Raw genomic sequence first — 14754 nt, 5'->3', positions numbered from 1 at the left:
ATGAATGAAAGGAAGTTTCAAAAGATAACGGGGTCACACATTCGTTGTTATTGCATATATGGTTAATGGATAACTTTTTGCTCAACAAGGATGTGAATGCTGTGGTTAATTCTCCAATTAACCCACAAGAATTTTCCAAACGATTAGGGAGTTTGTATCAGCAAATTATTAAAGAAGTTGAGCAGGTTCGAGAGGATTTTCCGGTATCTGGTGCCGAATTTAATCGTGACAACTTACTTGCATATCTTGCACTTCGAGAACAAAATGTTTTTGATCTAGGGCTACCATTAATGGAGGAGGGTCTTACAGCACTAGATCAATCTTATAATCATGTTTTATACACATTGGAAAAAATCATGAACCGTATACAGGGTGGAGTCGTTTCATCTAATTCTCTTTCTATAGCAAGTCCAAGTGATTCACGAACGATTTTAAACAAACGGACTGAGGAGCTTTTTGGAATGACTAATACACAGCTTCATTCCGCCATTATGGTGACTTTGGATGTAAAAATGGCAGAAAATCCTCCATTAATAGAGGAACTTTTACTACGGGGTATGAATATAGCTCGAATCAATTGTGCACACGGTGATCATAAACAATGGAGACAATTAATCGAAACTGTTAGGAAAGCGGAAGAGCGGCTACTGGAAAAAGGGTATGATCAGGAGAGAATATGTAAAATTTATATGGATTTAGCTGGTCCTAAGGTGCGTATTGGAAAACTTTCATCGATTGATATTTTTGTCAAGAAAGGGGATTTCTTACGCTTATACTTAGACTCAGAAAAAATTGGCCATCCTGCCACTGAAGATGGGCCTGCAGGTATACCAATTACTCTCGGCAAAGCTTTTCGGAATGTCCATAACAAAGATCGGATTTTTATCGATGATGGAAAGATTTTTGGAATCGTTCACCAAGTGACAAACGAATACGTTGAAATTGAAATACAATCACCTGTAGTAAGGGGGTTGCGAATAAAAGAAGGAAAAGGATTAAATTTACCTGATTCACTAATTAGCTTAACTGTTCCCGCATTAACAGAAAAGGATATTCATGATTTGCCTTTTATATCAAGATACGCAGATATCGTGGGTGTGTCCTTTGTGCACTCACCACTTGATCTAAAAAAACTAAGAGATGAATTAAGGAAGTTCGATGTCTCACACTTAGGTGTTATAGCAAAAATTGAAACAAAGGATGCTGTGCATCATGTAGCAAGAATTATACTCGAGGGATTAAAGTTTGAACGGTTTGGCCTTATGATAGCTAGAGGTGATCTTGCTGTAGAGGTGGGTCCGGCGAATCTTTCCTTTGTTCAAGATGACATATTAACGATTTGCTCAGCTGCATATATCCCTGTTATTTGGGCAACTGGTGTTCTGGAACGGTTAACAAAAAAGGGGATACCCTCACGCTCTGAAATTACAGATGTATTCTACGGAAAAAGGGCCAATTGTATTATGTTAAATAAGGGACCATATATTCTTGAAGCTTTAAAGTTGCTTACGAAACTACTTCATAAAGAAGGTAAAGATTTCTTTCAAACACGCTGATCCAATTACAGCGTGTTTTTGTTTCTTCTTCACATTTTAAAGGATAGGCTCTGTTAAACTTGCCTGTTGATTTCCGCTCCAGACGCGAGCGGTCCGTGGGTGTTTCGGCGAGCCTCCTCGACGCAAGCGTCTGCGGGGTCTCCCCTGAACCATACTCCCACAGGAGTCTTCGCGTATTCCGCTCCAGTCAACAGAGTGTATAAATCATCATTGTTCTTTAATACAGCTAAAGGATAAAATAGAAATATATAGAAATCGAGCGGAGGTTCCTATGAATTCACAGTATATTTACTATTTTCTATTGTTAAGAAAAGCCTATCAATCATATGAAAACAACGTGAACATACGTATCACTATGAATGAATTAGTCCAAATCTTATATTGCACACAAAGAAACGTCAAACTAATCTTAAATAAACTAATGGAAGAAGATTTAATAGAATTTATATCAGGCAAAGGAAGGGGCATTCACTCAACCATTGTATTCTTAGAAAATCTGGAGCATATGTTGCAACTTCAAACTCAAGCATTATTAGATAAAAATGAAATAATGAAAGCATTAAAGTTAGTTAAAGAATTTGGTGAAGGCACCAATTTAGAGTCCTTTGTTATTGAATGGGTCTCTACCTATTTTGGCTATAAACATATAAATGTAAAAGACAATGATGAAATCGAGATTTTAAGATTTCCTATTTATAGACCGATTACCAACGTCGATCCTGTTCAAATCTTTTTTGATTTAGACGCTCATTTAGTGATGCAGGTGTTTAACACATTGGTAGAATATGATTTTATTAATAGAAGGTTCAGTCAAAGTCTGGCACATGATTGGGAGTGCACTCCTGATCAGAAAAATTGGGTCTTTTATTTGCGTAAGGGAGTTCGATTTCATAATGGCCGTGAGTTACTAGCCGAAGATGTGAAACAAGCCATTTCGAGGCTGTGGCAATCGCCACATAAATGGTTAGTCAATGACATAGTTGAGATAAAAGTTTTGTCCAAATACTCTATTCTCTTTCGCTTAAAAGAACCAAACACGTTATTTCTGCATTTTGTATCGTTTGCTCCAATGGCTATCGTAGACACATCCACTTCTGCTTTAGGAATTGTTCCATATCCAATAGGGACAGGTCCCTTTAAACTGGAATCCATTGATTCTGACCATTGCGTATTAGCAGTGTTTGATTCTTATTTTGAAGCTCGTGCACATTTAGATAAAATAGAAATAATTAGAATACCACAAGATTTAAGTGATGATATGAAAGATTTTAAGAAATTAATTTTTGATACAGGCGAAAATAAACGGACACATAATTCCTGGGATGAAAGGGAAAGCACATTTTCAGGAACAAATATACTTACAATGAATCTATCAAAAAAAGGGCCATTGCAAAGTTTAGATTTAAGAAGGTACATTGATTCCTGTATAGATAGGAGAAAACTAGCTGATTTAGGAAAGCCGAGGTTAGGTATTGCTAATGGGTTTATGTTATCAGATGAGACTCTTCCTGAACTAGTAAACACGCTACCTTCTATATCGAATTTGCCATTGATAGGGTATAAAGGGGAACCTTTAACACTAGTTACCTATAGCAGACATGAACAAGATGCCTATTGTGTTCAACAAAATTTAAAGGACAGAGGTATTAATGTATTAGTAAACATTGTTGAATGGAACGAAATTCAAAGTGATTCCATGTTAAATGAGGCTGATATGATTCTATTTGAGGCTACACCCTATGGAAACTTTATCACCTTATTTGAATTATTTTTATTTGAAAGAGGTTTTGTCTATCCATTTTTAACTAGTGAGTTAAGAGGGGAAATTGATGAATGTATTTCAAAAATTAAACAAGAGGCAAATCCATCAGTAAGAATTAACAAATATCTTGAATTGGAAAGGTTCTTAGTAAATCAAGGAGTGTTGACTTTTCTAGTTCATAAACAAGTCGAAGTATTTTATGAGCCAAGCCTAGAAGGTGTTTCCTTTAATTCGAGAATGTGGATTGACTTTAAAAAATTGTGGTTCAAACACAGTCGAAACGATCAATTTCAAGAAAATTAAGAAGTCCTTTGGGGCTTTTTTTTTTTGAAAGGCTCTGTTAAACTTGCCTGTTGATTTCCGCTCCAGGCACGAGCGGTTCGTGGGTGTTTCGGCGAGCCTCCTCGACGCAAGCGTCTGCGGGGTCTCTCCTGAACCATACTCCCACAGGAGTCTTCGTGCCTTCCGCTCCAATTAACAGGATGTATAAATCAACACTGTACTTTAACACAGCCTTTTGAAAAGGTGAAAAATAAGAATGAGGTTTACGATTTTTAGCTGATGATTGCCAACGTACAATGAAATTACAAATTTAAGTGTAAAGGAGTAATTACCATGGCAATTAGTCAGTCTTATCAAAAGGTGAGTATTTGGCAGTATAAGGAGTTTACTTTTCTTCTCTTCGCAAGCTTGCTATTAAGCATTGGGAATAAAATCTACGAACTACTATTACCGTTAATTATGTATGACTTGTCTGGCGGCTCTTCAATCGTTATGACATCAATGAGGACCGCAGAATTATTACCAAACTTGTTTTTTGGCATTATTGTTGGCATTATTGTTGACCGAGTAAATAAAAAGAAATGGGCGATGTGGATGATTATCATTCAAGCCGTTGTTTTACTATGTATGTATGGGATGTTCGGCGTCCACTTATACGCACCAATTATCTTTTATTTATTCGGGTTTATTTTAATGACATTGAATTATGGGTTTTTTAATACCCAGGTTAGCTTAATTAAATTTAGCGTTCCTCTTCCTTTATTGACAAGTGCAAACGCAAAATTTTCATTTATTGAGACATTTGTCGGCATTATGGGTCCTGTCTTCTTGGGGGGTGTCCTATTATTTGCCAATAAGACACAGGGTTTGCTCATAACAGTCTTTTTATACTTTTTAGCCTATCTACTATTAATGAATCTCTCGGTAACTGAACCAGTGAAAAAGGGAAGTAAAGCCTCATTTTGGTTTGATTTTAAAGAAGGATGGGATGTTTTCAAGAAAAATAAAGCACTCAAAACCATGACTATTTTTATCGTATTCATCAATTGTACAATGATTGTTGTAAGTAATACGGTTTTGATTTTCGGTACAGCAGATTTACACCTTTCAAACTCCATTCTTTCCATTACTTTATCCGCTGCAGGTGTTGGCGGATTAATCGCAAGTCTAACTATTAATAGATTTAGAATAAGATTAAAACTTGGTGTCCTTTTTGGACTTGCAATTATCGGAAATTCTATTGCTTATTTTGGTCTTTATTTTACAAATAACCTTATTGTATTTGCTCTTTGTTTATTACTAAACGGTTTTTCCACCACGATCTATATTATTTGTGCCTATACTTTTAGGCATGAACAGACACCTTCTGAATTTATGGGAAGAATTGGTGGGTTAACAGGCTCTTTGTTTAGGATAGGAATGCCCGTTACTATGCTCTTTTCTGGATGGATGATTAGTTGGTGGGGAACATCTTCTATTTTTATTAGCTCAGCTATCATTAACATGATTATTTTTATCTTTTATCGACGTTCCCTTCTTTGGAAACTTTCTTAGTAGAAAGCAGCAAACAAAAAGTTAACAAAAGATTAACTTACTTGGATTTTTGTATGAGTATAGGTACAATCTAAGAATGGAGTTTTTTTAGTAAAAGGCTATGTTAAAGAACAGCGTTGATTTTTATCCCCTGTTGATTGGAACGGAAGGTGCAAAGACTCCTGTGAAAGTATGGTTCAGTAGAGACCCCGCAGGCCTGAGGGCCGAGGAGGCTCGCCGAAACACCCACGGAAAGCGAAGCGCCTGGAGAGGAAATCAACAGACAAGTTTAACAAAGCCTAGTAAAATAAAATGATTGGGGAAAGAACAATGATTGCTAAGACAGAAGAAGATTTTAACGGACTAAAGGAAATAGGTAAAATAGTTGCTACCATAAGAGATGCCTTGGTACAACAGACAAAGCCTGGGGTAACTACTAAAGAACTTGATGATTTAGCAGGAGATTTATTTGAAAAAGAGGGAGCTGTTTCAGCGCCAAAAGGAATATATGATTTTCCGGGATATACTTGTATAAGTGTGAATGAAGAAGTAGCACACGGTATTCCAGGAAAACGTATCATTAAGGAAGGCGACCTTGTCAACATTGATGTCTCTGGGTCAAAGAACGGGTATTTTGCTGATACTGGTATATCGTTTGTTGTTGGCGAAGGTGATAAAATTTTAACAAAAATATGTGATGTTGCAAAAGAAGCATTCGAGGCAGGCCTTAAAAAAGCCAAACCTGGTTCTAAAAAAAGCGGGATAGGTAAGGCAGTTTTCCAAGCTGCAAGACAAAATGGATTGACTGTTATTAAAAATTTAACAGGACATGGCGTTGGTCGTTCCATACATGAGGCACCTGACCATGTATACAATTATTTTGAGCCATGGGATGATGAATTGTTAAAAGAAGGTATGGTCATTGCCTTTGAACCATTTATTTCCACTGAAGAAGAGGAAGTTTTTCAATTAGACGATGGTTGGACATATGCAACGGAAAAAAGCTTTGTTGCTCAAATTGAACACACATTAATTCTAACCAAAAATGGCCCTATCATAACAACTTTATAGTTAAATCAGTAAGATATAGATTTTTTCCTAATTGGAGAAGATTTATATCTTTTTGATTTTTATCCTCAAACCATTACGTTGACTGTACGGTTTAATATGGTATAATTTTTTGTTAGATAACTAAGTTTATATAAACAGGAGGTGTAATCCTTACTTATCCTTTTAAGTAAGGAGACCATTGATTATTGGTAATCTTATAATAATAGCAATTTTAATTGCTTTTACAGCATTTTTCGTGTCTTACGAGTTTGCTATTGTTAAAATACGGGGTTCACGAATTGACCAGCTTGTTGCTGAAGGCAACAAAAACGCGATTGCTGCGAAAACGATTGTTTCAAATTTAGACGAATATCTTTCAGCCTGCCAATTGGGAATTACAGTAACAGCATTAGGATTGGGTTGGTTGGGCGAACCTACTGTGGAACATATTCTGCACCCGCTTTTTGTGCATTTGAACTTACCTGAGTCCGTTTCAGGAGTTATGTCATTTGTCCTTGCCTTTGCATCTGTTACATTTATTCACGTGGTAGTGGGGGAATTGGCTCCTAAGACAATTGCTATTCAAAAAGCAGAGGCTGTTACCTTAACATTTGCAAAACCTATGATTCTGTTTTATAAAATTATGTATCCTTTCATCAAAGCATTGAATGGTTCCGCACGTATGGTTACAGGAATATTTGGTTTAAAGCCAGCTTCAGAACATGAAATAGCTCACTCTGAAGAAGAACTACAGCTAATCATTTCAGAAAGCTATAAGAGCGGTGAAATTAATCAATCTGAGTATAAATATGTAAATAATATATTTGAATTTGATGATCGACATGCAAATGAAATTATGGTTCCAAGAACTGAAATAGTGGCGTTTGATATCTCACAATCATTAGATGAATGTCTACAAATTGTGACTGAAGAAAATTATACAAGATACCCCGTCATTGATGGTGAAAAGGACAATATCATTGGTATGGTGAACATGAAAGAGGTTTTTACTGAATATATAAAAGGTAAAAATGTAGAAACATCTATTGCTGAGTATGTTCGACCAGTCATTCAAGTCATTGAATCCATTCCTATTCATGACCTGTTGGTTAAGATGCAAAAGGAACGCGTCCATATGGCCATCTTAATGGATGAATATGGAGGTACTGCAGGATTAGTAACAGTTGAAGATATTTTAGAAGAAATTGTCGGAGAAATCCGTGATGAATTCGATGCGGATGAAGTACCAGACATTAATAAAATTAGTGAAACAAAAACCATTGTTGATGGAAAAGTTCTTATAGATGAAATTAATGATTTATTTGGTTTAGATATTGAAAATACAGATATGGATACCATTGGTGGCTGGATTATGTCAGAGAAAATTGATGTGATCGAAGGGGATACAGTACAATATAACAATTATGAATTTAAAGTCATTGAAATTGATGGCTATCATATTAAATCCTTACAAATTCTAAAAATTAACCAAGAATCATATGCTTAAATAAAATAAGACTGACTCAAAATAAAAGAGTCAGTCTTATTTTTTTGTCCTAGTGCTTGACAAGCAAACATTTTATTTACAAATAATTCTTGTAATAGTAAGATATGATTCGTAATTATATTTGACGTTACCAAGTTTGATACATATTGGAAATGAGGTAATTATAGTGTTAACAGTCCTTTTATACCGCAACAATAAAAGGGTAGTAAACCGATCTAAGTGGAATGGATGGAGGCGAAATGGTGAATTTATTTAAAAAAAGGGGTAATCTGATAAAATTACATCCTGCGCAAATACTGGCAATAGGGTTTGCAGCCTTAATTGTCCTGGGCACAATCCTGCTGATGCTTCCTATATCGACCTATGAAGAAGGTCGAGGACTTCACTTCATAGATGCTCTTTTTGAAGCAACCTCGGCAGTGTGTGTAACAGGCTTAGCGGTTGTAGATACAGGTACCACATTTACGTTATTCGGACAAATCGTTCTCCTCTTTCTTATACAAGTTGGCGGTTGGGGATTTATGACGACTGGCATATTAATGTTTATTATTTTAGGTAAGAAAATTGGCTTGAAAGAGAGATTGCTTCTACAGGATTCATTAAATCTATTCACACTTTCTGGTGTAGTTCAACTTGTTCGAAAAATAATTGTCATAACATTGATCGTTGAAATTCTTGGTGCCACTGCTTTGGCCATCCGATGGTCGTTTGAAATGCCTTGGAGTAAAGCGATTTACTATGGCATTTTTCACTCCATCTCTGCTTTTAATAATGCTGGGTTTGGCCTTGAATCTGATAATCTTAGTAAATGGGTGAGTGATCCAACTGTAAATTTAGCTATTACCTTGTTATTTATTATTGGTGGTATCGGATTTACTGTTATTTTAGAAGTGTGGCAAAAAAGGTCATTACGAAAGTTGTCTCTTCACTCAAAAATTGCTTTACTTGTGACATTGATTCTTAATGTGGCTGGTTTCCTGGTAATCTTGATTTCAGAGTATAAAAATCCTCATACCATTGGAAAACTTAGTTTAGATGGGAAATTATGGGCATCATATTTCCAAGGTGTTGTAACACGAACAGCTGGTTTTAATACAATTGATATTGGTCAAATGACTTTATCATCCTTAGTGTTCATGATGGCTCTCATGTTTATTGGTGCATCATCAGGATCCACAGGCGGAGGGATAAAGGTGACGACCTTTGCGATCATTATGTTAGCATTTTGGTCAGTTTTGACAAATAGAGAGGATGTTAATATTTTTAGGAGACGGATTTCCTGGAGATTGGTTAACAAATCATTGTCTATTGCGGTTACTGCAATTATTTTTATTTTTGTTATTTTCTTTTTATTAACCTTTACTGAAAAGGCACCAATGGAAAAGATTTTGTTTGAAACCATTTCTGCCTTTGGTACGGTGGGGTTATCGGCAGGGTTAACTGGAGACCTCTCGCCGATAGGGAAGATACTTATTACAATACTTATGTTTATTGGAAGGATTGGCCCATTAACGATGGCATTTGCGCTTATGTCCAATCGTCCTGAATCAAAGGTAAGATATGCAGAAGAAAAAATCTTAATTGGATAATGTGAATAAAATTCAACATAAAAAACCAGAACGAGACAAAAATCGTTCTGGTTTTTATTCTTTAAAAATCTAATTTATGATACCCTATGTGTTTCAATGTAGGTCTCTAAAGCTGGATGAAATTCCTTTTGGAAATGTTGCTCTGGACATGATTTTATGATAATTGATTTTAGGGTATTGGAATGTTTAGTGTCTAACACCTTATTACATTTAGGACAATGTTCAACAAAGAGATTCTTTAGAAAGCGCATTAGTCGACCTCCTACCGCCTATTTCATTTAATTCCTATAGTTATACTATGAATTATACATGATCAATGTGAATTTTCAATGAAATTAATAATTTTCATTTGTAGAACTAGTGAAGCTTGACACATATTATGATGTTAAATATTTACCTATATATATATTCAATGGGCATAATAAAGGACAAATTGACAGAAGAAATGGCATGTAAATTGACACATGCCATTTTTGTTGTTATATCAAGGTTTAATGTCAATTTCTTTTAGTATTGACAGTCCAATATTAAAGTGTTTTTTGAGTGACAATACATATTGTACATTGAAAATTCGTGTCAATTTAGATGTCATTTAGAATGCCAAAATAAGTTCGAATTAGAGGTTAATGAGAGAAGGGGAAGGAAAATTAGAGCTTCGGTCGTTGAGACGAGTTCATAACGACCGAAGCGGTAAAAAAATCAGGTCTTCGGTCGATTAGAAGGGTTCATAACGACCGAAGGGGTAAAAAAATCAGGTCTTCGGTCGTTTAGAAGGGTTCATAACGACCGAAGGGGTAAAACAATCAGGGCTTCGGTCGTTTAGAAGGGTTCATAACGACTGAAGCTTTAAAAAAATCAGGGCTCCGGTCGATTAGAAGGGTTCATAACGACTGAAGGGGTAGAAAAAACAGGACTCCGGTCGATTAGAAGGGTTCATAACGACTGAAGCGTTAAAAAAATCAGGGCTCCGGTCGATTAGAAGGGTTCATAACGACCGAAGGGGTAAAAAAATCAGAGCTACGGTCGATTAGAAGGGTTCATAACGACTGAAGGGCTAAAAAAATCAGGTCTTCGGTCGTTTAGAAGGGTTCATAACGACTGAAGGGGTAAAAAAATCAGAGCTCCGGTCGATTAGAAGGGTTCATAACGACTGAAGCGTTAAAAAAATCAGGGCTCCGGTCGATTAGAAGGGTTCATAACGACTGAAGGGCTAAAAAAATCAGAGCTTCGGTCGATTAGAAGGGTTCATAACGACCGAAGGGGTAAAAAAAACAGGTCTCCGGTCGATTAGAAGGGTTCATAACGACTGAAGGGCTAAAAAAATCAGGAGTTCGGTCGATTAGAAGGGTTCATAACGACCGAAGGGGTAAAAAAATCAGGACTCCGGTCGATTAGAAGGGTTCATAACGACCGAAGGGGTAAAAAAATCAGGGCTTCGGTTCTTTAGAAGGGTTCATAACGACCGAAGGGGTAAAAAAAACAGGACTTCGGTCGATTAGAAGGGTTCATAACGACCGAAGGGGTAAAAAAAACAGGTCTCCGGTCGATTAGAAGGGTTCATAACGACTGAAGGGCTAAAAAAATCAGAGCTTCGGTCGATTAGAAGGGTTCATAACGACCGAAGGGGTAAAAAAATCAGGGCTCCGGTCGTTGAGACGAGTTCATAACGACTGAAGCGTTAAGAAAATCAGGGCTTCGGTCGTTTTGAGCAAAAGAGCGCATATACAATTTATTCAGATACTCTTCTTCATGTTGATTTCTGAGTAAAATAGACTGTCATTTACGCTGCCTATAAATGCTAATTTTAATATGTACAGAAATGATTGTATAAGAATGTACAGTTTTGGGTAGTACATGGCATACTCTTATCGAGGTGGAGAGTATGTATGTTCAACTAGATATTACAACAAATTTTGAAATCAACAGTCTTACAGACTTACCAAAACTTAAACTTCTTATGGAGAATTTAAATATGAAAATTAACAAGAGTAAATTAGCTAGAGAATTAAATGTAGATCGGAGGACAGTTGATAAATATATTAATGGATATGTGCCTCAAAAGAAACGAGATAGAGAATCTAAGATAGATGATTATTACGGAGTAATAAAGCTACTGCTTTCCCGAGAGTCTAAGCAGAGATTTTTTTATAAACGTGTTCTATGGCAGTATTTAAAAGATAATCATGGACTGGAATGTTCCCAGTCAACATTTCGAGCTTATATAGCTCGTAAACCAGAGTTTCAAGCATACTTTAGTGAGGGGAAACGTACAGAAACTGTTCACTCCGTAATTCGTTATGAAACCCTTCCGGGTGAACAAGCTCAAATAGATTGGAAGGAGAATATCCGGTATATAACGAAAGATGGAGAAATTCTTTATGTAAATGTGGCTGTTTTTCTTTTGTCCCATTCCCGTTTTAGAACCTTTCATTTAACAATATCAAAGTCACAAAGCGTATTGATGTCCTTTCTGACAGAAAGCTTTGAAGCCATTGGGGGAGTGCCTAAAAACCTTGTGACGGATAATATGAAAACAGTAATGGATGAACCACGAACCGAGTATTCAAAGGGAGTAGTGAATGAACGCTTTGGTCAATTTGAAAAGGATTTTGGGTTTAAAGTAAGGCCTTGTATTGCAGGACGACCAAGGACGAAGGGGAAAGTTGAAAGTCCTATGAAATTGATAGACGAGATTCATGCCTATCAGGGAAAATTTGATTATGAGGAGCTTCATGCGTTTGTGCAGAGCCTTTGTGAACGGATTAACCACAGTTACCATCAGGGTACAGGGAAAATACCTATTTTGGCCATTGAACAAGAAAAAAATCTCTTATTGCCCCTACCAAGAAAGCAAATAAGAGATTCTTATAAGATCCACCATAAACTTGTACAGGTCAATTCCGCTTGCATGATTACTTATAAATCAAACCAGTATTCAGTTCCAGCTGAATACAAAGGGAAAACCGTTGGTTTACAAGTATATGATAATCAAATCCATATTTATTATAACACGGAGTTAATCGCGAAACACGAGGTCAGTGAAATCAAACTCAACTATAAAAAAGAACACTACGTTGAGGCACTCTCAAGAGGGCTTCCGCACTTTCCGGATATTGATGAGCTGGCTAAAAATAACTTACGAGCGATTGATGAGGTGTATAAAAATGAATAGTAGTTATCAACAATTAATGCAAAACCTTGAGTATTTAAAATTAAAACAGATGATTGGTCATCTTGGTGAAACGATTGATTTTGGTATGAGTAATCAATTATCTTTTGTAGACACACTCTTAAAACTAACAAATTATGAAATCGATATGCGTGAAAAAACCATGGTTAATTCAATGGTCAAGGTGGGGGCCTTCCCCCACCGTAAAGAGATAAAGGATTTTGATTTTAATTTCCAACCATCAGTAAACAAGCAGCAAATACTTGATTTTACAACATTACGATTTCTCGAAGAGAAAGAGAATATCGTATTCTTGGGACCTAGTGGAGTCGGAAAGACACATTTAGCAACAGCCATAGGGATAGCAGCAGCCAAGAAACGAACCAGTACCTATTTTATAAAATGTAATGAATTAATCCTGCAATTAAAAAGAGCAAAATTAGAAAATCGCTTAGAAAGTCGATTAAAGCATTATGGAAAGTATAAGTTATTAATTATTGATGAAATTGGATATCTACCAATTGATCGTGAGGATGCCAAATTGTTCTTCCAGCTAATTGATTTAAGATATGAGAAAAAAAGCACCATATTAACCACAAATGTAAGCTTTAAGCAGTGGGATGAGGTCTTCCAGGATACAAAAATAGCAAATGCCATATTGGATCGTGTATTACACCACGCAACAGTTGTGAACATAATTGGTGATTCGTATCGTATTAAAAATCATTTGGAAAAGGAAAACGAGTAATTTTTGTACATTCTTAAACAATCAAAAATGTACATACTTAGCTTGACATTTACACGCTGCCGAACCGTGGTCAGGCACCTCTTAAGTGAAGCCTTTAGAATATGTCAACGTTCATTTTAACAAAACTTTCCTTCATTAGAATTTTTTATCGAGGAGATACTTAATTTGTATGAAATGAAGGGGGTTTATAGATGGAAAAAACAAATATTCAACAAAAACGCTCATGGCAAGAAGTTTTAAAAACTGTGAAAACACTCGATCCTCAAAAGCTAGAAATCATTAAGGCTACCTTACCTATTGTTAAGGACCATGGAGAAGCTATAACCAAACAATTTTATAAAAGAATGTTTAAACAGCATCCTGAACTCCTGAACATCTTTAACCAAACCCATCAACTAACGGGTCACCAACCTAAAGCATTAGCTGATGCCGTATATGGTGCTGCAGCAAATATTGAAGACTTTAGTAAGATCATGCCCGTATTAGAGAGAATTGGTGAAAAGCATCGGAGCCTGCAAATTAAGCCTGAACACTATCCTATTGTTGGTGAAAATTTACTTGGGGCCATTAAGGAAGTTTTAGGGGATGCGGCAACTAACGAAATTATTGATGCATGGGCAGATGCTTATGAGGTAATATCGGACGTTTTCATACGAATGGAAAATCGCATGTATAAAACTACTGAAACTTTGCCTGGTGGGTGGGCTGGATTTCGCGAATTTAAAGTGGATAAAAAAGTGGAGGAGAGTGATGTCATTACCTCCTTTTATTTAAAACCGAAAGACGGAAATCAAATTACTGCATTCATTCCAGGGCAATACATAACGCTAAAAGTAGAGATTCCTGGGGAAAAATATACTCATTTACGACAATATAGTTTATCTGATTCTCCTGGATTAGACTATTATAGAATAAGTGTTAAAAGAGAAGATTCTAGAGAGCAAGAGATACCAGCAGGAATCGTTTCCTCCTATTTGCATACCCATGTAAATGAAGGAGATATTCTCCCAATTACTGCTCCAGCAGGAGACTTTTATTTGGATATGGAATCTACCTTACCATTGGTGCTAATTAGCGGTGGGGTTGGACTTACCCCTATGATGTGTATGTTGAACACCACTGTTAAAAATATTCCAAAGCGGGAAATATACTTTATCCATGCAGCTATTAATAGCCATTACCATGCATTTAAAACACATGTGAATGACCTTGCAGCAGAACATAAAAATGTAAAATCATTTGTTGTTTATGAGAAACCAACAGATGAAGATAGAGAAATGAAAAATTTTGATGGGGAAGGCTACTTAAATCTCGATCAAATGCAACAAATCGTACCTACAAAAGATGCTGACTTTTACTTTTGTGGACCTGAGCCGTTCATGAAGGTAGTAAACAAATCGTTAAAAGATTGGGAGTTCCAGAGGAACGAATTCATTATGAATTTTTCGGGTCGTTTGGTAGCTTGGAATAAGGTGAAAATAACCACGCTGAAGAAATCAGCGTGGTTATTCATGTGGGTGCACCTTATGGAATTGGTTCGTTTGACCAATTCCTCTTT

At 36.2% G+C, this 14754-nt stretch carries 8 protein-coding genes and 1 pseudogene; all 9 read left to right on the top strand.

All coding sequences use genetic code 11. The features are described 5' to 3' along the window. Positions 1-101 precede the first annotated feature (101 nt). The 9 genes and pseudogenes from QE429_RS14055 (at position 102) to hmpA (ending at position 14667) form a co-directional block, all read left to right on the top strand. Positions 102-1556, top strand: a complete 1455-nt coding sequence (locus QE429_RS14055; RefSeq protein ID WP_307287754.1) for a pyruvate kinase — start codon at positions 102-104, stop codon at positions 1554-1556. Positions 1557-1827: 271 nt separating this feature from the next. Next, a complete protein-coding gene (locus QE429_RS14050) occupies positions 1828-3621 on the top strand; it encodes an ABC transporter substrate-binding protein (protein ID WP_307287753.1) in 1794 nt (597 codons plus the stop codon). Between the two features lie 312 nt (positions 3622-3933). Continuing rightward, positions 3934-5154, top strand: a complete 1221-nt coding sequence (locus tag QE429_RS14045) for an MFS transporter (RefSeq protein WP_307287752.1) — start codon at positions 3934-3936, stop codon at positions 5152-5154. A gap of 309 nt (positions 5155-5463) precedes the next feature. Continuing rightward, positions 5464-6204, top strand: a complete 741-nt coding sequence (gene map / locus QE429_RS14040; protein WP_307287751.1) for a type I methionyl aminopeptidase — start codon at positions 5464-5466, stop codon at positions 6202-6204. A 178-nt stretch (positions 6205-6382) separates the two neighbouring features. Further along, positions 6383-7690 carry a hemolysin family protein gene (locus QE429_RS14035; protein ID WP_307287749.1) on the top strand — a complete coding sequence of 436 codons (1308 nt, stop codon included), beginning with the start codon at positions 6383-6385 and terminating at the stop codon, positions 7688-7690. Between the two features lie 239 nt (positions 7691-7929). Continuing rightward, complete coding sequence (locus QE429_RS14030; RefSeq protein ID WP_307287747.1) at positions 7930-9279, top strand: TrkH family potassium uptake protein; 1350 nt, start codon at positions 7930-7932, stop codon at positions 9277-9279. Positions 9280-11161: 1882 nt separating this feature from the next. Beyond that, positions 11162-12451, top strand: coding sequence for an IS21 family transposase (istA, locus tag QE429_RS14025; RefSeq protein WP_307282676.1), 1290 nt, complete (start codon positions 11162-11164; stop codon positions 12449-12451). Further along, the gene (gene istB, locus QE429_RS14020; protein WP_307282679.1) at positions 12444-13196 is read left to right on the top strand and encodes an IS21-like element helper ATPase IstB; all 753 of its coding nucleotides are present in this window, start codon (positions 12444-12446) and stop codon (positions 13194-13196) included. Before istA ends, istB begins: the two co-directional genes overlap by 8 nt. Positions 13197-13387: 191 nt before the next feature. After that, positions 13388-14667 (top strand): annotated as a pseudogene (gene hmpA / locus QE429_RS14015) (NO-inducible flavohemoprotein). The last annotated feature ends 87 nt before the right edge of the window (positions 14668-14754 follow it).

It is taken from the genome of Bacillus sp. SORGH_AS_0510, assembly GCF_030818775.1.
Lineage (GTDB): Bacteria > Bacillota > Bacilli > Bacillales > Cytobacillaceae > Neobacillus.
The sequence above is the reverse complement of the archived record's forward strand: the minus strand, read 5'-3'. Positions and strand labels throughout refer to the sequence as shown.